We start from the raw sequence: 19063 nt of genomic DNA on the forward strand, positions 1-19063 counted from the left end.
TTGACCCCAGCCGCCCGTCTCGCCGCCGCCGCCTCCATACTGGACTCCATCGCCCAGGGTCGCCAACCGGCCGAGGCCGTCCTGAAAGCCTGGGGCGGCGCCAATCGCTACGCCGGGTCCAAGGATCGTCGCGCCGTCGCCGACCGCGTCTACAAGGTGCTGCGCGCGCGCGGTCGCCTGTCGTGGATCATGGGCGGGCGCGAGGATGGGCGCGCCCTGGTGATCGGCTCGCTGCACGCCATCGACGGCCTGCCTCTGGAAGAGATCGAGGCGCTGCATTCGGGCGACGGCTATGGCCCGCGTCCGCTGTCGAAACAGGAGCGCAGCCGCATCACGGCCGGGCAGGGCGAACTGCCCGGCTGGGTCGCAGCCGGTCTGCCCGAGTTCGTGGTCGAGGATTTCAAGGCTGTCTTCGGCGAACGCTGGGCCGAGGAAGCCCACGCCCTGATGGCGCCGCGCGCGCCCATCGATCTGCGCGTCAACGGGGCGGTCGCCACGGTGCAAGAGGTCGAGACAGAGTTGCGCGAAGCCGGTCTGGACGTGTCGCGCACGCCGTGGTCCGAATGGGGCCTGCGCGTGCCGTCCGAGCCGCCCCCCAACATTCAGGCGCTGGAAGGGTTCAAGGCCGGCAAGTTCGAGATCCAGGATGAAGGCAGCCAGGTCGTCTGCTGGCTGGCGGGCGCCGAACCCGGCACGACGGTTGTGGATTACTGCGCGGGCGGCGGCGGCAAGACCCTGGGTCTGGCCCAGGCCATGGGCGGGCAGGGGAAACTGGTCGCCTCCGATGTCGTGAACAAGCGTCTGGAGAACATCCGTCCGCGTCTGCAACGCGCGGGTGTCGAGGCGGATCTGGTCCTGATCGGTCAGAACGGCGGCGGTCTGGAGGCCCTGAACGGTCAGGCGGATCTGGTGTTCGTCGATGCGCCCTGTTCGGGCTCCGGCACCTGGCGTCGTCGCCCCGAGGACGCCTGGCGTCTGACGGCGGAAGAGGTCGAAAAACTGCACGGCCTGCAGGTCCGCATCCTGGGGCAGGCGGCCAAGCTGGTGAAGCCGGGCGGCCGTCTGATCTATGTCACCTGCTCGATGCTGGCGCGTGAGAACGAGGCCAGCGTGGATGCGTTCGAGGCCGCCAACAGCGAGTTCAGTCCGGTCGCCGCGCCTGAGCTTCTGTCGGCAGGTCAACTGACCGACGCAGCGCGCGCGAAGTTCGCCGAACTGACGTCCGGCGCGCGTCTGAGGCTGTCGCCCCTGTCCGCCGACACCGACGGCTTCTTCGCCGCCGTTTACGAGCGCACGGCGTGAGGACGGGACGCCAGGAGCGATACGGCGACGTCTCGGTCCTGTGCGTCATGGCGGCCCCGGCCGAGTACGGCGAAGACCTGCGCGCCCGCATCCAGCCCCTGATGACCGGCGTCGGCCCCGTCGAGGCGGCGGTGGTGCTGAGTACGGCTCTGGCGCGGCTGGAGGCGGCGGGCGACCTGCCGGACCTGATCGTATCGCTGGGGTCATGCGGATCACGGGTGCTGGAGCACGCCGTCGTCTATCAGACCTCGTCCGTCGCCTATCGCGACATGGACGCCAGCCCGCTGGGCTTCCCCAAGGGCGTGACGCCGCTGCTGGATCAGCCTGCGGTCCTGCCCCTGCCGTGCCCCATCCCCGGCGTGCCGGTCGCGCGCCTGTCGACCGGCGGCGATGTCGTGTCCGGCGCCGCCTATGACGCCATCGACGCCGAAATGGTGGACATGGAGACCTGGGCCCTGGTCCGAGCCGCCCAGACGTTCGGCGTGCCGCTGATCGCCCTTCGCGGCGTATCGGATGGCCGCGCCGAGCTGAAGGCGCTGGAGGACTGGACCTCCACCCTGCATCACGTCGATCGGAACCTGGCCGTCGCGCTGGATCGCCTGATCGCGGTGCTCGAGACCGACGGCCTCGCCGCCCTTGAACTTTCGGCCTTACCCGGCCAAGACCCCGCGCAACTTCCCGCCCCGGATTCGATCACGCCATGACCACGCCGCAAGACCACCAAAAGGTCCTCATCGTCGATTTCGGCAGCCAGGTGACGCAACTGATCGCGCGCCGCCTGCGCGAGGCCAGCGTCTATTGCGAAATCCATCCGTTCCAGAAGGCCGAGGCCGCCCTGGCCGCCATGAACCCAGCCGCGGTCATCCTGTCGGGCGGCCCCGAAAGCGTCCACGAGGAAGGCAGCCCCCGCGCGCCGCAAGGCGTGTTCGAGGCCGGCGTGCCGGTGCTGGGCATCTGCTACGGCGAGATGACCATGTGCGAGCAACTGGGCGGCAAGGTCGAGGGCGGCCACACCCGCGAGTTCGGCCGCGCCGAGATCACGGTCGAAAAGGCCTCGCCCCTGCTGGCGGACCTGGCCCCCGTCGGCGAGAACGAAGAGGTCTGGATGAGCCACGGCGACAAGATCGTCGCGATCCCCGAAGGTTTCGACGTCGTCGCCTCCTCGGACGGTTCGCCCTATGCGGTGATCGCCGACGAGGCCCGCCGCTTCTATGGCGTGCAGTTCCACCCCGAGGTGATGCACACCCCGCGCGGCCATCAGATGCTGAAGAATTTCACGCACGGCATCGCGGGTCTGAAGGGCGACTGGACCATGGCCGCCTATCGCGACGAAAAGATCGCCCAGATTCGCGAACAGGTCGGCGACGCCAAGGTGATCTGCGGCCTGTCGGGGGGCGTGGACTCCTCGGTCGCCGCCGTTCTGATCCACGAGGCCATCGGCGACCAGCTGACCTGCGTGTTCGTGGACACCGGCCTGCTACGCAAGGACGAGGCCACCCAGGTCACCACCCTGTTCCGCGAACACTACAACATCCCGCTGGTGCATGTTGATGCATCGACGGAATTCCTGGGCGAGCTGGCCGGGATTTCCGACCCGGAGACCAAGCGCAAGGCCATCGGCCGCTTGTTCATCGAGGTGTTCGACCGCGAGTCCGCCAAGATCGAAGGCGCCGAATTCCTGGCCCAGGGCACCCTCTATCCGGACGTGATCGAGAGCGTCTCTTCGTCCAGCGGCAAGGCCCATGTGATCAAAAGCCACCACAATGTCGGCGGCCTGCCCGACTATATGAAGCTGAAACTGGTCGAGCCCTTGCGCGAACTTTTCAAGGACGAGGTTCGCGCCCTTGGCCGCGAACTGGGCCTGACCGACGCCTTTGTCGGGCGCCACCCGTTCCCCGGACCGGGCCTGGCCATCCGAATCCCCGGCGAGATCACGCCGGACGCCGTGGCGACGCTTCAGGACGCCGACGCCATCTATCTGGACGAAATCCGCAAGGCCGGCCTGTACGACGACATCTGGCAGGCGTTCGCGGTGCTTCTGCCGGTCAAGACCGTCGGCGTCATGGGCGACGCCCGCACCTACGAAAAAGTCCTGGCCCTGCGCGCCGTCACCTCCACCGACGGCATGACCGCCGACTTCTACCAATTCCCCTGGGACGTCCTGGCCAAGACCGCCACCCGCATCATCAACGAAGTCCGCGGCGTGAACCGCGTCGTGTACGATGTGACGTCCAAGCCGCCGGGGACGATCGAGTGGGAATAATTCGGGGCCTTCTGAAACTTTCCAGAACGCTTTCGATTTCCTCGCTAAAATACTGACTTACAAGAAAAATGCTGTCGCAGTCTCTCGATACCTTTCGAGGGGCTGCGAACCGCTGTGTCGGTCCCTCCGACGGTCCCCGCCGCCATTGCCTGGCGGGAATCCGCTCCATACCGTCAGGGGGCTGAAGGCGGCCTGACGGTCTTTTTTCGAACCAAGCAACTGACTTGGTTGAGGAAAATGTCTCCGAAAGACCCCGAAAGCAGGTGACGGTCTTTTGGAGTCAAACGGCATGCTTACGGACGCCGCATTGCGAAATATCCGTGGGAAATCAAAATCCTACAAAATGACCGACAGGGACGGTCTCTACATTCTGGTGTCTCCCGCCGGCGGGATCGCCTTCAAGTACGACTACCGCTTCAACGGCCGGCGTGAATCGGTGACGCTGGGGTCCTACGGCCCGGCGGGCCTGTCCCTCGCCAAAGCGCGCGAGAAGGTGATCGATGCCAAGCGTCTGATCGCTGAAGGCGTCTCGCCCGCCCTGGAAAAGCAGCGCGCCAAGCGGCGCCTGAAGGAGGCCCGGAGCTTCGGCCATGTCGCCCGCCGCTGGATGGATCACGCGCCCATGGCGGACAGCACCCGCAACATGCGGCGGTCCATCTTCAATCGCGAAGTTCTGCCCCAGTGGGACAACAGGCTGCTGAACGAGATCACGCCCGGCGACCTGCGGGCGCATTGCCAGACGATCGTCGAACGCGGCGCGCCGGCGACGGCGATCCATGTCCGCGACATCGTCAAACAGATCTACGCCTTCGCCATCCTGCACGGGGAGAAGATCGACAACCCCGCCGACGGGGTCGGTCCCGCCTCCATCGCGACCTTCCGGCCCCGGGACCGGGCGCTGTCGCCGACCGAAATCCGGATCATGCTCGGACTGCTCGGCGAGGTGGCGACCCTGCCGACGATCCGGTTGGGACTGAAGTTCATCCTGCTCAGCATGGTCCGCAAGAGCGAGCTTCAGGACGGAGTTTGGGACGAGGTCGATTTCGCCAACGCGGTCTGGTCGATCCCGAAGGAGCGGATGAAGCGGTCCCGGCCGCACAACGTCTACCTCTCGACCCAGATGCTCGACATCCTCATCGCGCTGAAGACCTGTGCGGGGAACTCGAGATACATCCTGCCGTCCCGCTACGACGCGGACGCGCCGATGTCGCGGGCCACCTTCAATCGCGTGACCAGCGCCATCGCCGAACGGGCAGGGGAGCGCGGCCTGCCTCTGGAGCCGTTCACGGTCCACGACCTGCGTCGGACCGCCTCGACCCTTCTGCACGAGATGGGGTTCAATTCGGACTGGATCGAGAAGGGACTCGCGCACGAGGAGCGGTCATCGCGCGGGGTCTACAACAAGGCCGAGTTCGAGGCCCAGCGCCGTCACATGGCGCAGGAGTGGTCGAACGCCGTGGACGCCTGGGAGGCCGGACGGGCGTTCACGCCCGTGCTCGTCATCCCGGAGACGGCCGGTCCTCGCTTCGATCCCCGGCTCTGACGGGGCGGGTGATCCGTTTGCGCACGTCCGGCGGCGGCGCCCGGCGGATCGGCTTAGCGCGGCGAAGCGCCAGCCAGGCCTCGATCTCGGCTAGGTCCCAGACGACGCATCTCGGCGTTAGCAGGAACCGCCTCGGAAACTGGCCACGCTGCTCCATCTCCCAGATGGTGCTGTCGGCCAGCGGCACCATCTGGCGCAACTGCGTCTTCTTGATCGTGCGCCTGAGCGGCGGGTCGGCCTGGGCCATGTCGAAATCCCGTTCTGTTCGGGAGGATTCGAACGCGAAAGGCCGCGAGAGGTGAAGGCCGCAAGCTTACGCCCGCTCGTCTACGGGCGAGGCCCATCGCTGCGGGTGGCGGTCTGGTCGACCGCGGTCGGATCAGCGCTCCAACTCCAGGCGTCCATCATCACCTTGAAGAGGTAGGTGTTCGGGAAATAGCCGCGGACGCGCTCGGCTCCGACGCCGATCGCCAGCACGGGCACCTCTTCGGCGGTGTGGCTGTCGTTGACCAGGACGTTCTCCAGCCGAACGAGGCCCTCTTCGCGCCCCGAGGTCTTCCAGGCGTCATAGCCCTCCAGAAGCGGCTCGCCGCGGCGGCCGCCGTCGACCTGCAGACCGAAGGAATGGTCCGCCGTGAACAGCAGCAGGGTGTCGTCGAGATCAACGCGGCTCTGCACTTCGGCGATCAGCCTGTCGAAATCCACGACGTTCTGCAGGCCTTGGCGCGGATCGTCCGTGTGCGCGTCCCATTCCACCACGAGGAAGTAGCCCGTGTCCGACCGTTCCAGGATCTCGAGCGCCCGAAGCGTCGCCGCGCGAACGTCCATCGCGTCGGCGACGACGACCGGTCGGAGATTGTCGGCCGGCGCATCGGCGAGCGTCGCGTAGATCGGACGGCCGTGGGCCGCGCTGAGCGCGTCGAAGCCCGAGCCGCGCGCCGCGAGCTGCTCGGCGATCTCCTCGCGGCCGGCGCCGAACAGCACGTCCACGCCGTCCCCGAACCGGGGCGTAAAGGCCTGGGGGAAGATCTCGCCCCATTTCGCGCGATCGTTCGCATGGGCGTAGTTGGCGGCCGGGGTGGCGTCGGTAATCGCCTGCGTCGTGATCACGCCGGTCAGCAAGCCGCGCTCCTCCGCGTATTCGAGCAGGGTCTTGGTCGGCGCGCCGTCAGTCTGGCCCCGCACGGCGTCGGGGCCCTGGCTGATCACGCCGTTGCGGGTCTTCACGCCGGTGACGATGGCGGACATGCCGTTGGCGGAATCGGAGACGAAGTCGTCCACCGGCGAGGTCTCGCTCAGGCCGAGATGCGGCCAGCCCTGAACGTGCAGCCGCAGCGGCTCGCCATAGCCCAGCAGGCTGGCCGCCGAGAGCGTCGGCACGCCGCCGGCGTCGGCGAGGAAGAGGATGACGTTGCGCGCCCGTCCGGGCGCGGGCCGGCCCGTCGCGCCGGTCTGGGCCGCTGCGGCGGGCGCGGCGCCGTCCTGCGCCGTCGCCGGGACCGAGGAGAGGATGAGGCAGGCGGAGACGGCGGCGGCGGTCAGACGGCGGAGCGTTCTCATGATGGGTCGGCCTCGATCCTGAAAAAAGACGTCGCAAGAGGCCGTTCGCGGCGCCGCCCCCGTCGATCGCGCCCGCTCGATACGCCGCGTTTCGTGTCAGCTCGGCGACGGCGAGGCTGCGACCCGACCGCGCAGCGCGGGCAGTGGCGGACCGCTGTCACGCAACCATCCGCGACTTGTCACATCCCGTGACTAATCATGATTCCACCGTTCCAGAATTATGGGTATGTCGCCCATAGAGGCGGGGGAGAATCTTCATGCGAACGATCATGATCGGACTTGCGATGGCCGTGCTGGCGACCCAGGCCGCCGCTCAGAACCAGACAGCCGGCTTCTTCGCCTTCCGGGGCGAGGGCGAGCGCGGCTGGGAGGCGACCTGCACCCTTCAGCGCGTCGGCGGCCGCACCCTGCAGCGCGAAATGACGGGACCGCGCGACGCGCAGCAGGTCATCGCCGGCCGAAGCATCATCGGCGGGCGCTGCGAGTTTCGCGCCTCGACGACCGGGCCGCTGACGCTGGAGTTCGACGATACCCGGTTCCAGTGCCCGTTCACCTCGCCGCCCGGAACCTGCGGCACGGTGATCGCCGCCGGCCAGTCGGGCGCGTTCGACGTCCGTATCCGGAACTGACCTCCTGATCCGGCGGCCCGGACCGGGTCGCCGGAAAAAGGGGCTTGTCCGGACTCACAATTCCATTAGTTTGGAAATATGGAATCCGAAGACGCAATCCTGGCGCTCGCCGCCCTCGCCCAATCGACCCGGCTGGAGGTGTTCCGGCTGCTCGTCCGCCATGAGCCTGACGGCTTGCCCGCCGGCGAGATCGCCCAGGCGCTCGCCGTGCCCGCCAACACCATGTCGTCGCATCTGGGCGTCTTGTCGCGCGCCAAGCTCGTCAGCTTCGAGCGCCACAGCCGGTCGATCGTCTACCGCGCCGATCTGGAGCGGGTGCGCGGCCTGGTGATGTTCCTGCTCAAGGACTGCTGCCAGGGACGTTCGGAACTGTGCGCGCCGCTTCTGGCCGAGCTGGCCTGCTGCGACTGAGGCTGAAATGGACGTCGTCATCTATCACAACCCCGCCTGCGGGACGTCTCGCAACGCCCTGGAGCTGATCCGCCACGTCGGGATCGAGCCGCATGTGGTCGAGTATCTGAAGACCCCGCCGTCGCGCGCCATGGTCGCCTGGTTGGCGGAGCGGACCGGCGCCCCGCTGCGCGACCTGCTGCGGGAGAAGGGCACGCCCTTCGCCGAACTGGGTCTCGACGCCCCCGGCCTGACGGATGACCAGTTGCTTGATGCGATCGAGGCCCATCCGATCCTGCTCAACCGACCGATCGTCGTCAGTCCTCTGGGCGTGGGCCTGTGCCGCCCGTCGGAGGCCGTACTGGACCTGCTGCCGGCCGACGATCTGAAGCCCTTCACCAAGGAAGACGGGGAGGTCGTCATCGACGCCGACGGCCGGCGGGTGGGACGATGACCGACGCGCCCGCCGCTGCGCCGCGCCGCCTGTCGTTCCTCGACCGGTGGCTGACGGTGTGGATCTTCGCCGCCATGGCCGTGGGCGTCCTGCTCGGAACCGTGGTGCCGGGCCTGCCCGCCTGGGTCGACAGCCTTTCGGTCGGGACCACCAACATCCCGATCGCCATCGGCCTGATCCTGATGATGTACCCGCCGCTGGCCAAGGTCCGCTACGAAGCCCTGCCGCGCGTGTTCGCCGACAAACGGGTTCTGGCCCTGTCCCTGATCCAGAACTGGGTGCTCGGTCCGGTGTTGATGTTCGCCCTGGCGGTGATCTTCCTGCGCGATCAGCCGGAGTACATGACCGGCGTGATCCTGATCGGCCTGGCGCGCTGCATCGCCATGGTGCTGGTCTGGAACCAGCTGGCGCGCGGCGACAACCAGTATGTGGCCGGTCTCGTGGCCTTCAACTCGATCTTCCAGATCCTGTTCTTCAGCCTCTACGCCTGGCTCTTCCTCACCGTTCTGCCGCCGCTGTTCGGCCTGCAGGGCAGCGTGGTGGACGTCAGCGTCTGGACCATCGCCGGAGCCGTGCTCGTCTACCTCGGCGTTCCGTTCCTGGCCGGATTCCTGACCCGTCGCAGCCTGATCGCCCGCAAGGGGGCCGACTGGTACGAGCGCCGCTTCCTGCCGCGCATCGGGCCGATCACCCTGATCGCGCTGCTCTTCACCATCGTGGCCATGTTCAGCCTCAAGGGCGGAGAGGTCGTGGCCCTGCCGCTGGACGCCCTGCGCATCGCCATTCCGCTGACGATCTACTTCCTCGTCATGTTCGTCGTCAGCTTCCTGATGGGCAAGCTGATCGAGGCGGACTACCCGCGCACCACGGCCCTGGCCTTCACCGCGGCCTCCAACAATTTCGAGCTGGCCATCGCGGTCGCCATCGCGGCGTTCGGACTGGCCTCGCCGGTCGCCTTCGCGGCCGTCATCGGTCCGCTGGTGGAGGTGCCTGTGCTGATCCTGCTGGTCTCGGTCGCCCTCTGGATGGGCCGGCGCTGGTTCCCCGACACGGTCCCGCCGGCGGACGCCCCGTGATGGTGGTCCTGTATCTGATCGAAGCGACCGACGCCGGCCTCATCGCCGCGCTGCGGGCCGAAGGCCTGCCCGCGCCGGACGCCGGCCGCTACTTCAGCGCCGATCACTCCGGCGCGGTCGTCGGCTACGTCGGGCTGGAAGGGGAGGGGCGCGATCTGCTGCTGCGCTCCTTGGTCGTCCTCGCCGACCGCAAGGCGCGCGGCCTGGGAGCCCGGGTGCTGGCCGCCGCCGAGATCGTCGCCGGTAACATGGGCGCTGCACGGCTGCACCTGCTCACCACCACGGCCGAACCCTTCTTCGCCCGGAACGGCTACCGGACGGCGAACCGCCAGACGGCGCCGGAGGCGATGCGGCGGACCCGCGAGTTCGCGGGGCTCTGCCCGGCATCGGCGGCCTATCTGATCAAGGACCTCTGATGACCTTCGCCCGCCTGAGATCGCTGCCCGATCCGGATTATCTGCCGGCCCTGGACAAGGCCTATCTGTCGGCCGATCCGGCCAGCGGTCTGGGGCCGCACGACCCTCCGCCCCGGATCCTGCTCCTCTACGGATCGCTGCGCGAACGGTCCTATTCGCGCTTCTGCGTCGAGGAGGCGGCCCGCCTGCTGCAATGGATGGGATGCGAAACCCGCATCTTCGATCCGTCGGACCTGCCTCTGCCGGGGTCGCCCGGCGACGACGACCACCCGGCTGTGCGCGAACTGCGTGAGCACGCCCTGTGGTCCGAGGGCATGGTCTGGTGCAGCCCCGAACGGCACGGCCAGGTCTCGGGCCTGATGAAGCTCCAGATCGACCATCTTCCTCTGAGCCTGGGCGGCGTACGCCCGACCCAGGGCCGGACCCTGGCCGTCATGCAGGTCTCCGGCGGGTCGCAGAGCTTCAATGCCGTCAACACCCTGCGGCTGCTCGGCCGCTGGATGCGGATGATCACCATCCCCAACCAATCCAGCGTGGCCAAGGCCTTCCAGGAGTTCGACGACGCCGGGCGGATGAGGCCGTCCGCCTACTATGAACGGATCGTCGACGTGATGGAGGAACTGGTGCGCTTCACTATCCTCACCCGCCCGCACGCCGCCCGGCTCGTCGACCGCTATTCCGAGCGCAAGGCGGCCGGAATCCCGCTCGACGCCGCGACCGACCTGTCCTCCATCGCCATCGCGGCACAGTGAGCGACGACGCTAGAGCGTGGTCCTGAGTGAAGGGTCGATGGATTTTCGCCAGTCTTCTCCGACGCTGGCGGCGTCCGCGAACTCAGGCCACCGCTGGACCGCGTCGCGGACCTCCTGGACGATCGCTCGGGCCCGGCGCGCGTTGATCGATGCGGTGCGGGCGCTGGCGTCGAAGTCTTCGAGGGTGAAGCCGTCGCGCTTGCCGTTCATCGACATCTGATGACGCGCCGTCCACAGGCCGGTCGAGTTGTAGCTCCAGGTGATGTCATAGGCCGGCGACAGCGACCAGGCGCCGGACCGGTCCATCAGGAAGGCGATGTTCTTGACGTGGTCGTCCTGGTTGCGGGCGATGATGTTGAAGGCCATGCGCCGGTACTGTTCCTCGATCGCCGCCATCGGCAGACCCAGCTGACGAATGACCAGGAAGGCCTGTTCGTAGGCGTAGGCGTTCGGATCGCAGAAGTCGTAATGGGCCAGGGCCGCCAGCGACTGCATGTGCAGCTTGCCGCCGCCCGGCAGGCGGTCGAACCGCTTGGTCATAAAATGTCGTCGGCCGCCTTCCTCGAGCAGACGGCATTCAGCCACCTGGACGCCGGCCGCCACGGCCATCCGGGCGTAGGCGTACTCGACCGCGCCATAGCCCTCGGGATCGGCCAGTTCGCGGTCCTTGTTGTTCTTCACCCCGTCGAATTTCAGCAGCCAGTAGTCGAAGCCGTCGCCGGCCTCGACCTGGCCCGAGCGGACCTCGTTGGTGGCCGCGTTCCAGGCGATCACCGCCTTGGCGCGCGCGCCGCCCGCCGAGGTGCCGACCCGCAGGATCTCGCGCAGGGCGTCGGCCTTCTTGCTGTCGGCGAAGGAGGCCTGCAGATCGTTGCGGTGGCTGAGGACCTCGGAGGCCAGTTCGACCAGGGCGTCGATCTGTATGCGGGAGGCCTTGCGGGGCCGGGGGCCGACCGCGGGGGCGAACTCCAGCGCGCCCATGCCGCGGGCCCCCGTGTAGCAGAGGCGCTCCACGGCGTTGAAACTCTCCGGCGTCCGCCCCTGGGTCGCGAGCCAGGCGTCGATCAGGGTGTTGCCGTATTTGTCGGGGAGGGCGTCCGCCAACAGCCCGGGCAGGCCGTGGAAGCTCTCCCGGTTGAGCCCGGGAAAGCTGAACACCTGCGTCCCCGGGGGCATGGCCAGCGGCGCCACCTGAATGCCGCTGGCGGCGAAGGCCGGGTCGTAGGCGAAGGCGGCGACGTCGGCGCCGTCCTCCAGCGAGACGGCGCCGATCCGGCGTCCCCACAGGCGGACCTCCGCGACGGTGGTCATCGGTCGTCGCCCCAGGCCCAGGGCGCGGCGGCGGCGGCGTCGCGGCCGTCGTCGGCGTCCAGCCGGGCGCGCTGCCGGGTCTTGCCATGGCGCTCCAGCAGGTCGATCGGATTGGGCGGCGTCTCGGGCAGGAGGCGTTCGAGCCCCTCCAGCCTGTCCAGGGCGCGCAGGCAGCGGATCAGATTGGCGACCTGGATCGATCCGCCGTCCTCGAGCCGTTCGATCGTCCGTTTGGAGACGCCGGCGGCCTGGGCGAACTGCGCCTGGGTCATCCCCCGCGCCAGCCGCGCCTCCGCCATGCGACGGCCGAACTCGGCCAGGGCTGCGTCATCGGTGGTGAGATTGGTGATTTTCATAATTCGCCACTTTCGGCGACTTATATAGGAGATAAGGGGTTAAGTCGTCAATAATGGCGACTTGTGTCTATGTGAAATAACTCGCCATTTCTGGCGAACTATAGGCGGGAATGGCGCTTAAGTCGCCATAAGTGACGATTTCCGGTAGCCTAACGATCGGCCGCCGTCCCTGCGACCCCCAAGCTTACGACCGCAAGGCTGCGGTCGCTTCAGCCGGCGGGCGCCGCCTTCGCGCCCGGACCGGACGCCCGGAGGAATCCGATCACGAGGACGAGCACGGTGAGCAGCTGAACGATGACGCCTTCCAGCGTCGGATAGAGGCCGAGGATTTCAATCCGGGGAATCCAGGCGACCGGGTGGACGTCGACCCATCCCGCCTCCTGCAGCGCGGCCACGCCCTTGCCGACCAGGACGACCGACAACACGGCCATCAGGATGGAGCTGAGAGAGAAGAAGCGGCCGATGGGCAGGCGCTTGCTGTAGGTCAGCAGGGCCCAGGCGACCACGGCCAGGACGGCCACGGCGGTCAGGGCGCCGGCCAGCATACCCAGGTGGCCGCCCTGGCTCCAGATCGCGGCGTAGAACAGGATGGTCTCGAACACCTCGCGGTAGACCACCACGAAGGCGAGCAGGAACAGCAGCCAGGCCGACCGCCCCGACAGGGCCCTCGACAGCTTCTCGCGGATATAGATCTGCCAGGCGTCTGCGTGAGACTTGCCATGCATCCAGATGCCCACCGAGACCAGGACCGCGCCGGCCAGCAGAGAACCGAAGCCCTCCGTCAGTTCCCGGCTCGCCCCGCTGATCGAGATCAGGAAGGTCGCCGCCGCCCAGGTGGCCCCGCCGGCGAGCAGGGCCGCGACCCAGCCGCCGTGGACATAACGCAGCGCCTCGGGGCGCTCCGCCTTGCGCAGGAAGGCGATCATGGCGACCACGATCAGCAGGGCCTCCAGGCCTTCGCGCAGGAGGATGGTGAAGGCGCCCGCGAAACTGGCGACGTTGTCCGCCTCCTGCGGCGCCAGCGCCCGTTCGGCGGTGTCCAGCAGGGCGTTGAGCCGTGCGATCTGGGCGTCGACGTCGTCCACCGGCGCGCCTTGACCGATGGCGACGCGAACCCCGGTCATCGCGGCTTCGACACGCCGCAGCAGGGCCCCGTCGCGGGCGCCGAGCGCCGGTTCGACCGGTTCGAAGCCGTCGAGATAGGCCGAGAGCGCCAGGTCGCCAGCCTGTTTACGGTCGCCTCGACGGTAGGCCGTCTGGCTTTCCGCGAGGCGGGTTCGCGCCAGCGCGAGGGCGCCGCCCGACGCCGGCGAGGCGGCCTCGGGATGACGGCGGATGTAGGCGGTGACCGCCCGGGCCTTGGTCTCGCCGATGCGCGACGCCAGGTCGGCGGGCGTGGTCTGGGTGACCGCGGCCAGGGTGGGGAAGGCGGCCCGGATCGCCGGGTCGCTCTCCCACAGACGCTGGCCTTCGGCGGCCTCGGCGTCGGTGAAGGCGAACCGCCCGACGTAGAAGGCCAGGGCCCAGCGATCCTCCGCCGGCAGATGCGCGAAACTGGCCATGGCGGTGCCGTCCAGGCCCTGGTCGATCACCTGATAGAGGCCGAACACGCTGCGCTGGCGGGCGCGCTCGACGTCGGCGAAAGCAATCGGCGCCGGGTCCAGCCCTTGAGCGCCTTCGCCGTCGGCGCGGCCTGTGACGCCGTGGCAGACGGCGCATTGCTCCTGGTAGAGAGTCCGCCCCCGCGCCAGGTCAGGCGGGAAGGCCGGCGCGAGCGGGCTCGGATAGACGGCGAGCAGGGCGGCGGCCAGGGCCTTGGCCTGGGCGGCGACCGCTTCCGGCGCGGCCTTGTCGCGGATGCGGGTCTCCAGGGCGGCGGCGTCGCGGACGAGCGCGGCCTTGCCGGCGGTCGCGGGCAGGGCGTCGATGCGGGTGCGGATCTGGCCCGCGAACTCGGTCATCTCGCCGTATTCGGCCGGGTTGACGATCTGGCCGTTCGCGACGGCGCCGGCGTAGTCGACCGACACATAGTCCAGCAGCCGCCAGGCGACCTGGGCCTCCGAGGCGGCGGGCGCCTGGGCCTGAACGGGAGCCGCGGCCCCGAGGGCCAGGACCAAAAGCAGCAACCGAAGGAAATGACGCATGGCGAGCCTAACTGTGAACGGCTCGCATTATCACTGGTGCGTCAGGGTGTCGCGCTCGAAAGTGAAGCTCGCCCCACGGCGTCATGTCCGTGACTACAGAACGCGTGGTCATGCAGCACCTCGATGACCTTGCAGGCGGAGACCCGGCCGCCGGCGCATTCGGCCGTCATGCGCGACAGCTCCGTCTTGAGCGCTTGAAGCTGGGCGATCTTCTCGGTGACCTCGCTCAGATGCCGCTCGGCGATCGCATTGGCCTCGCCGCAAGCCCGGTCGGGATGATCCGACAGGTCGAGCAGGGATCGGATCGAGTCGATGTCGAACCCGAGCTGGCGCGCGTGACGGATGAACGAGAGCCGGCGCAGGGCGACATCGTCATACAGGCGTCGGTCGCTGGCGGTGCGCGGCGCCGCCGGCAACAGGCCGATCTGCTCATAGAAGCGGATGGTCGGGACCTTCACGCCGGTGGCGGCGGCCAGCTTGCCGATGGTGCGAAGGGAGGGGGGCGCGGACGGGGAGGGCATGACCTGAAAATAGTCGCTTGATCCTCTAGCGGCTAGAGGATGCACAAAGGCTCCCGAAAACCACGGAGCCCTCATGACCGAGCCCCTGACCCCGGATGTTCCCGCCGCCTCGGGCTGCGGATGCGGCGCGCCGGTGAAGTTCGACGGCGCCTCCCCCGCCTATCGCCGCATCCTGCTGGCGGTCATCGCCATCAATGCGGTCGCCTTCGTGGCGGTCGCGGGCGGGGCTCTGGTGCAGGGTTCGGCCTCGCTGGGCGCCAATGCGCTCGACTTCCTGGCCGACAGCGCGACCTACGCCATCAGCCTTTGGGCCATCGGCAAATCAGTCCGCGTGCGCTCGGGCGCGGCGCTCGTGAAGGGCGCCAGCCTGGCGCTTCTGGCGGTGTTCATCCTCGGCTTCGCCGTCTGGCGCGCAGTGTCCGGCGCGCCGCCGGAAGGGACGGTCATCACCGGGCTCGGTCTCTTCGGCTTCGTCGCCAATGCCATCGCGGCCCTTCTGCTGGTGCGCCATCGCGACGGCGACGCCAACGTCCGGTCCGTCTGGCTCTGCACCCGTAATGACCTGATCGAGAGCCTGGTCGTCGCCGCGGCGGGCGGACTCGTCTGGCTGACGGCCTCCCGCTGGCCCGACCTGATCGCCGGCGCCATCCTGGCGGTCGTCTTCCTGCAGTCGGCCTGGTCGATCATCCGTCAGTCGCAGGCCGAGCTGAGGGCGGCGGGATGACGGCGACCTTCACGCCGGCGCTCGGCCACAGCTGGCTCAGCGGCCTCTATGATCCCGCGATCGCCCTGCTGACGCGGGAGCGGATCTGGCGCGAGGCCCTGTTGACCGCGCTGGATCCGCGCGCCCGCGACCGCATCGTCGACATCGGCTGCGGCACCGGCAGCCTGGCCGCCCTGATCAAGAAGCAAGCGCCGGGGAGCCAGGTGATCGGGATCGATCCTGACGGCGATATCCTCGACCGGGCGCGCGTCAAGACGCGGTCGCTCGGGGTCGAGGTCGAGTTCGTCGAAGGCTTCGCGCGGGATGTGGGCCGGATCGTGGGTGAGGCGGGCGCCGACAAAATCGTCTCGAGCCTGGTGTTCCACCAACTGCCCCTGCCGGAGAAGCGCGCCGGTCTGGCCGCCTGCCTGCGTGCGCTCAAGCCGGGCGGTCGTCTTCACATCGCCGACTACGGCCTGCAACGGACAGCCGCGATGCGCACGGCGTTCCGCATCATCCAGGCGCTGGACGGCCACGCGGACACCCAGCCCAACGCCGACGGCGTGATCCCTGTCCTGCTCGCCGAGGTCGGGTTCGCAGAAATCGAGGAGACGACGGTTTTTCCAACCCCGACCGGATCCATCTCCCTCTACCGGGCGGTGCGGCCGTGACCGGTCGTCGCAGACAGACTTGGCCCGGGCCCGGTCAGGTGAACAGGGCCGGACCAGATGGGGCCCTGTACTGTGTAACGCATTGCTCCCCGGAACGAACAAAAGTATGCAGCTCGCGATGACCTGGTCGATGACGACATGGGCGAAACTGGTGTTGGCGGCGACCTTGGTGGTCGCAGCCTTCTTCGTCGTGCCGGTCGCCGACGCCGCGACCTGCATGCCGGAACTCCCGGCGGCGCACGCTTCCGTGGATCATGATCCAAGCCAGGGCGATCACACCGGCTCCGCCGAAAACGGCATCTGCGCGCACGGCCATTGCCATCACACCGCCTCCGCGCGGGCCGAGGCGGGGGACGATCTTCCCCTGCAGGTCTATTCGCGACCCGTGCATGCCTTCCCCGTCAGCGAGGTGCGGGCCTCCATCGCCCCCGATGGCCTGATTCGACCGCCCAGAGCCTGACACGGCGACCGCGCGTCCGCGCGGGCTCTCTCGTGTCACTCCCTCTGGAAGATGAATCATGCCTCCCTCATATCGCCGGCCGCCACGCTTCGCGCTCGGCTGCGCGCTCGCCGCCTTCGCGGCTGTGCTGGCCAGCCCCGCCTGGGCTGACCCCGCCCCTTCGTTCGCCGAGCTCCTCGCCCGACTGGATCAGACCCCTGCCACACTGGAAGCTGGGGCGCTCGTGGACGCCGCGGAAGCGCGGGCTCGGCAGGCGCGTGTCCGCCCCAACCCGACCCTCGCCCTGGACGCCGAGAATGCGTTCGGAAGCGGTCCCTTCTCGGGTTATGACAACGCCGAGACCACGCTCTCGGTCACCCAGGATCTTGAGCTCTGGGGCCGGCGTACGGCTCGGATCAATGCAGCTCGCGCGGATGCGGGAACCGCGTCGCTGCGGCGGGACCTCGCCGTAGTCGACGCCGCTGGACGGTTGGCGCTGGTCTACGCCGACGCCGAAGCGGCCGAACGTCGCGCGATGCTGGCGGAAGAGACTCTGAGCCTTACCTTGGCCGACGCCCGCGCCGCCCTCGTGCTGGTGGAGGAGGGGCGCGAGCCGCTTCTGCGCGGCATCCAGGGCGAGAGCGAAGCGGCCGCCGCGCGCGCTGGTCTCGATGAAGCCATCGCCGAACGGGACGCCGCCTTCGCGCGACTCACGGCCGTAGCCATGCTCATCGAGCCGGTGACGACCATCGAGGCCAGCCTGTTGGACCTGGCGCCGGCGGCCGCGCTTGCGCCGACGGACCAGACGCCGACGGTGCGCGTTGCCGAGGCGGAGCGCTCAGCCGCCGAAAGCCGCATCGCGGTCGAACGCACCCGGTCGCGACCGGACGTCAGCGCCAGCGTCGGCCTTCGCCGCTACGAGGCAGAAGACGCGACGGCGCTGACGTTCGGCCTCAGCCTGCCCCTGCCGTTGTTCGATCGGAACCGCGGCAACATCGAAGCCGCCCAGGCGGACTTCAGGGCGGCCGACGCCCGGCTGATGACCGCCCGCCAGGAAGCCCAGGCGGACCGGGCCGCAGCACAAGCCCGCCTCCGCGCCTCAGTCAGCCGCGTCAACGCCGCCGACGCCGGGGTGACCTCCGCCGAAGAAGCCTACCGCCTCTCGCGGATCGGCTTTGAGGCGGGCCGGATCTCGCAACTCGAGCTTCGCGCAACCCGCACCGCCCTGGTCAACGCCAGAACCGCCGCCGTGGACGCCCGCCTCGCCCGGGTCCGCGCGGAAATCGATCTCGCGCGCCAGGACGGCCGCGCCCCCTTCCAAGGAGCCCAATGATGCGTAAGCGCACGTCCAACAAGACCCTGCTGATCGGCGGGGTCGCCGCCCTCGTCATCCTCGGCGGCGGCGGTCTCTACCTGGCCATGGGCCGATCGGAGCCGCCCGCCGCCGAGGGCGCAGCCGCCGAAGGCGAAGCCGGGCACGCCGAAGAGGAGGGCGGCCATGCCGAAGGCGAGGCCGAGGCGCCGGAGGGCTTCGTCGCCCTCAGCGCGGAGCAGGCCCAGGCCGCCAATCTCCTTGTGGTCGGCGTCGGCCGGGGCGGCGGGGCCGAAACCCGTCTCTCCGGCCGTGTCGAGCCGATGATCGACGCCCGCGCCGCCGTCGCCGCCTCCGTCGGCGGGCGGGTGGAGCGGGTGCTGGTCGCGCCCGGTCAGTCCGTGCGGATCGGCCAGCCCCTCGCCAGCCTCGTGAGCGGCGACGCCGCCACCTTCCGCGCCGATGCGGACGCGGCCGCGGCCCAGTCTGAAGCCGCCCGTCAGGCCTACCAACGCAACAGCAACCTCGCCGACCAGGGCGTCGTCGCCCGGCAAGAGGTCGAGGCGTCCCGTGCGCAGCTGCTGAGCGCCGAGGCGGCGGCCCGTGCAGCGCGCGCCCGGTCGAGCGCGGCCGGTTCGCCCAACGCCGCCGGACGGCTGAGCGTGAACAGCCCGATCGCCGGCGTGGTCACCAGCGTCCAGGTCGGCCCGGGAGGCTTCGTCCCGCAGGGCGGCGTGATCGCCGAAGTGACCAATCCCGCGCGGGTCGAGCTCGTGTTCAACGCGCCGCCGCACCTTGCGGCCCTCGTACGCGCGGGGTCGACCCTCCGGGTCTCCAGCCCGGCAGGCGATTTTGACGCGGTCGTCACCGGCGTCGCCGCCGGGGCGGGCGCAGAAAGCGGCGCCACCGTGATCCGGGCGAGGCCGACCGGGGCGACCCTTCCCCCCGCCGGTTCCGCCGTCACCGGCGCTGTCGTGACCGGCGAAGCCGTCGGCGGGATGACCGTGCCGACGGAAGCCATCCAGACCGTCGACGGCGCCAGCGTCGTCTTCGTCCAGGTTCCGAACGGGTTCCAGGCCCGCCCCGTGCTCGTCGGCCGCCAGGCCGGGGGGCGGACGGAGATCCTGCGTGGGCTCGACGGGTCCGAACGGGTCGCCGGAACCAACGCCTTCCTCCTCAAAGCCGAACTCGCCAAGGGCGAGGCCGAGCACGGCCACTAGG

Annotated in this window: 21 protein-coding genes; 15 read left to right on the forward strand and 6 right to left on the reverse strand. The window is 69.0% G+C overall.

The features are described from left to right. The 4 genes from KZX42_RS12380 to KZX42_RS12395 all read left to right on the forward strand — a co-directional run bounded on the left by KZX42_RS12380 (window position 1) and on the right by KZX42_RS12395 (window position 5108). Complete coding sequence (locus KZX42_RS12380; RefSeq protein WP_248119685.1) at window positions 1-1302, forward strand: RsmB/NOP family class I SAM-dependent RNA methyltransferase; 1302 nt, start codon at window positions 1-3, stop codon at window positions 1300-1302. Beyond that, window positions 1299-2006, forward strand: coding sequence for a 5'-methylthioadenosine/S-adenosylhomocysteine nucleosidase (locus tag KZX42_RS12385; RefSeq protein WP_248119687.1), 708 nt, complete (start codon window positions 1299-1301; stop codon window positions 2004-2006). Before KZX42_RS12380 ends, KZX42_RS12385 begins: the two co-directional genes overlap by 4 nt. Next, window positions 2003-3565, forward strand: a complete 1563-nt coding sequence (gene guaA, locus KZX42_RS12390; RefSeq protein ID WP_248119689.1) for a glutamine-hydrolyzing GMP synthase — start codon at window positions 2003-2005, stop codon at window positions 3563-3565. Before KZX42_RS12385 ends, guaA begins: the two co-directional genes overlap by 4 nt. A 289-nt stretch (window positions 3566-3854) precedes the next feature. Next, window positions 3855-5108 (forward strand): tyrosine-type recombinase/integrase, encoded by a 1254-nt coding sequence (locus tag KZX42_RS12395; protein WP_248119691.1) that lies wholly within the window; start codon window positions 3855-3857, stop codon window positions 5106-5108. Here the strand turns inward: KZX42_RS12395 and KZX42_RS12400 are convergent. Together KZX42_RS12400 and KZX42_RS12405 are read right to left on the reverse strand one after the other, a co-directional pair. Then, a complete protein-coding gene (locus KZX42_RS12400; protein ID WP_112862366.1) occupies window positions 5065-5355 on the reverse strand; it encodes an AlpA family phage regulatory protein in 291 nt (96 codons plus the stop codon). The genes KZX42_RS12395 and KZX42_RS12400 overlap by 44 nt on opposite strands. 80 nt (window positions 5356-5435) lie before the next feature. Then, the gene (locus KZX42_RS12405) at window positions 5436-6668 is read right to left on the reverse strand and encodes an alkaline phosphatase (RefSeq protein ID WP_248119693.1); all 1233 of its coding nucleotides are present in this window, start codon (window positions 6666-6668) and stop codon (window positions 5436-5438) included. A 257-nt stretch (window positions 6669-6925) separates the two neighbouring features. Here KZX42_RS12405 and KZX42_RS12410 point away from each other — a divergent pair, with 257 nt between their 5' ends. The 6 genes from KZX42_RS12410 (at window position 6926) to arsH (ending at window position 10385) form a co-directional block, all read left to right on the forward strand. After that, a complete protein-coding gene (locus tag KZX42_RS12410) occupies window positions 6926-7297 on the forward strand; it encodes a hypothetical protein (protein WP_248119695.1) in 372 nt (123 codons plus the stop codon). Between the two features lie 78 nt (window positions 7298-7375). Further along, window positions 7376-7708, forward strand: a complete 333-nt coding sequence (locus tag KZX42_RS12415; RefSeq protein WP_112862363.1) for a metalloregulator ArsR/SmtB family transcription factor — start codon at window positions 7376-7378, stop codon at window positions 7706-7708. A 7-nt stretch (window positions 7709-7715) separates the two neighbouring features. Further along, entirely contained in the window at window positions 7716-8141 is a 426-nt protein-coding gene (gene arsC / locus KZX42_RS12420) for an arsenate reductase (glutaredoxin) (RefSeq protein ID WP_112862362.1), read from the forward strand. Continuing rightward, the gene (gene arsB, locus KZX42_RS12425; protein ID WP_112862361.1) at window positions 8138-9217 is read left to right on the forward strand and encodes an ACR3 family arsenite efflux transporter; all 1080 of its coding nucleotides are present in this window, start codon (window positions 8138-8140) and stop codon (window positions 9215-9217) included. The genes arsC and arsB overlap by 4 nt, the downstream gene beginning before the upstream one ends. After that, window positions 9217-9633: a GNAT family N-acetyltransferase gene (locus KZX42_RS12430; protein ID WP_112862360.1), complete on the forward strand. Its 417-nt coding sequence runs from the start codon at window positions 9217-9219 to the stop codon at window positions 9631-9633. The genes arsB and KZX42_RS12430 overlap by 1 nt, the downstream gene beginning before the upstream one ends. Then, window positions 9633-10385, forward strand: coding sequence for an arsenical resistance protein ArsH (gene arsH, locus KZX42_RS12435; RefSeq protein ID WP_112862359.1), 753 nt, complete (start codon window positions 9633-9635; stop codon window positions 10383-10385). The genes KZX42_RS12430 and arsH overlap by 1 nt, the downstream gene beginning before the upstream one ends. Before the next feature lie 9 nt (window positions 10386-10394). Here arsH and KZX42_RS12440 read toward each other — a convergent pair whose 3' ends face one another. From KZX42_RS12440 to KZX42_RS12455, 4 genes are all read right to left on the reverse strand, one after another. Next, a complete protein-coding gene (locus tag KZX42_RS12440) occupies window positions 10395-11696 on the reverse strand; it encodes a HipA domain-containing protein (protein ID WP_248119700.1) in 1302 nt (433 codons plus the stop codon). Then, the gene (locus KZX42_RS12445; protein ID WP_248119704.1) at window positions 11693-12052 is read right to left on the reverse strand and encodes a helix-turn-helix transcriptional regulator; all 360 of its coding nucleotides are present in this window, start codon (window positions 12050-12052) and stop codon (window positions 11693-11695) included. The genes KZX42_RS12440 and KZX42_RS12445 overlap by 4 nt, the downstream gene beginning before the upstream one ends. A gap of 209 nt (window positions 12053-12261) precedes the next feature. After that, entirely contained in the window at window positions 12262-14196 is a 1935-nt protein-coding gene (locus KZX42_RS12450) for an FTR1 family protein (RefSeq protein WP_248119706.1), read from the reverse strand. Window positions 14197-14237: 41 nt separating this feature from the next. Next, window positions 14238-14717 carry a helix-turn-helix domain-containing protein gene (locus KZX42_RS12455; RefSeq protein WP_112862355.1) on the reverse strand — a complete coding sequence of 160 codons (480 nt, stop codon included), beginning with the start codon at window positions 14715-14717 and terminating at the stop codon, window positions 14238-14240. Window positions 14718-14790: 73 nt separating this feature from the next. On the opposite strand from KZX42_RS12455, the gene KZX42_RS12460 reads away from it, so the two are divergent. The 5 genes from KZX42_RS12460 (at window position 14791) to KZX42_RS12480 (ending at window position 19062) form a co-directional block, all read left to right on the forward strand. Then, the gene (locus KZX42_RS12460; protein WP_112862354.1) at window positions 14791-15441 is read left to right on the forward strand and encodes a cation transporter; all 651 of its coding nucleotides are present in this window, start codon (window positions 14791-14793) and stop codon (window positions 15439-15441) included. Beyond that, a complete protein-coding gene (locus tag KZX42_RS12465; RefSeq protein ID WP_248119707.1) occupies window positions 15438-16091 on the forward strand; it encodes a class I SAM-dependent methyltransferase in 654 nt (217 codons plus the stop codon). Before KZX42_RS12460 ends, KZX42_RS12465 begins: the two co-directional genes overlap by 4 nt. Window positions 16092-16197: 106 nt before the next feature. Then, window positions 16198-16551 (forward strand): hypothetical protein, encoded by a 354-nt coding sequence (locus tag KZX42_RS12470; RefSeq protein WP_181669140.1) that lies wholly within the window; start codon window positions 16198-16200, stop codon window positions 16549-16551. A 58-nt stretch (window positions 16552-16609) separates the two neighbouring features. Beyond that, complete coding sequence (locus tag KZX42_RS12475) at window positions 16610-17863, forward strand: TolC family protein (protein ID WP_248119709.1); 1254 nt, start codon at window positions 16610-16612, stop codon at window positions 17861-17863. Further along, window positions 17863-19062: an efflux RND transporter periplasmic adaptor subunit gene (locus tag KZX42_RS12480; protein WP_248119711.1), complete on the forward strand. Its 1200-nt coding sequence runs from the start codon at window positions 17863-17865 to the stop codon at window positions 19060-19062. Before KZX42_RS12475 ends, KZX42_RS12480 begins: the two co-directional genes overlap by 1 nt. The last annotated feature ends 1 nt before the right edge of the window (window position 19063 follow it).

This window comes from Brevundimonas sp. EYE_349, from assembly GCF_023147505.1.
GTDB lineage: Bacteria > Pseudomonadota > Alphaproteobacteria > Caulobacterales > Caulobacteraceae > Brevundimonas.

What these genes read in the sequence shown, in the direction of transcription:
- KZX42_RS12430 (WP_112862360.1), top strand. Translation starts at nt 9,217, where the DNA reads ATGGTGGTCCTGTATCTGATCGAAGCGACCGACGCCGGCCTCATCGCC.
- arsB (WP_112862361.1), top strand. Translation starts at nt 8,138, where the DNA reads ATGACCGACGCGCCCGCCGCTGCGCCGCGCCGCCTGTCGTTCCTCGAC.
- KZX42_RS12465 (WP_248119707.1), top strand. Translation starts at nt 15,438, where the DNA reads ATGACGGCGACCTTCACGCCGGCGCTCGGCCACAGCTGGCTCAGCGGC.
- arsC (WP_112862362.1), top strand. Translation starts at nt 7,716, where the DNA reads ATGGACGTCGTCATCTATCACAACCCCGCCTGCGGGACGTCTCGCAAC.
- KZX42_RS12445 (WP_248119704.1), bottom strand. Translation starts at nt 12,052, where the DNA reads ATGAAAATCACCAATCTCACCACCGATGACGCAGCCCTGGCCGAGTTC.
- KZX42_RS12460 (WP_112862354.1), top strand. Translation starts at nt 14,791, where the DNA reads ATGACCGAGCCCCTGACCCCGGATGTTCCCGCCGCCTCGGGCTGCGGA.
- KZX42_RS12400 (WP_112862366.1), bottom strand. Translation starts at nt 5,355, where the DNA reads ATGGCCCAGGCCGACCCGCCGCTCAGGCGCACGATCAAGAAGACGCAG.
- KZX42_RS12405 (WP_248119693.1), bottom strand. Translation starts at nt 6,668, where the DNA reads ATGAGAACGCTCCGCCGTCTGACCGCCGCCGCCGTCTCCGCCTGCCTC.
- KZX42_RS12455 (WP_112862355.1), bottom strand. Translation starts at nt 14,717, where the DNA reads ATGCCCTCCCCGTCCGCGCCCCCCTCCCTTCGCACCATCGGCAAGCTG.
- KZX42_RS12440 (WP_248119700.1), bottom strand. Translation starts at nt 11,696, where the DNA reads ATGACCACCGTCGCGGAGGTCCGCCTGTGGGGACGCCGGATCGGCGCC.
- KZX42_RS12470 (WP_181669140.1), top strand. Translation starts at nt 16,198, where the DNA reads ATGCAGCTCGCGATGACCTGGTCGATGACGACATGGGCGAAACTGGTG.
- KZX42_RS12480 (WP_248119711.1), top strand. Translation starts at nt 17,863, where the DNA reads ATGCGTAAGCGCACGTCCAACAAGACCCTGCTGATCGGCGGGGTCGCC.
- arsH (WP_112862359.1), top strand. Translation starts at nt 9,633, where the DNA reads ATGACCTTCGCCCGCCTGAGATCGCTGCCCGATCCGGATTATCTGCCG.
- KZX42_RS12450 (WP_248119706.1), bottom strand. Translation starts at nt 14,196, where the DNA reads ATGCGTCATTTCCTTCGGTTGCTGCTTTTGGTCCTGGCCCTCGGGGCC.
- guaA (WP_248119689.1), top strand. Translation starts at nt 2,003, where the DNA reads ATGACCACGCCGCAAGACCACCAAAAGGTCCTCATCGTCGATTTCGGC.
- KZX42_RS12475 (WP_248119709.1), top strand. Translation starts at nt 16,610, where the DNA reads ATGCCTCCCTCATATCGCCGGCCGCCACGCTTCGCGCTCGGCTGCGCG.
- KZX42_RS12410 (WP_248119695.1), top strand. Translation starts at nt 6,926, where the DNA reads ATGCGAACGATCATGATCGGACTTGCGATGGCCGTGCTGGCGACCCAG.
- KZX42_RS12415 (WP_112862363.1), top strand. Translation starts at nt 7,376, where the DNA reads ATGGAATCCGAAGACGCAATCCTGGCGCTCGCCGCCCTCGCCCAATCG.
- KZX42_RS12395 (WP_248119691.1), top strand. Translation starts at nt 3,855, where the DNA reads ATGCTTACGGACGCCGCATTGCGAAATATCCGTGGGAAATCAAAATCC.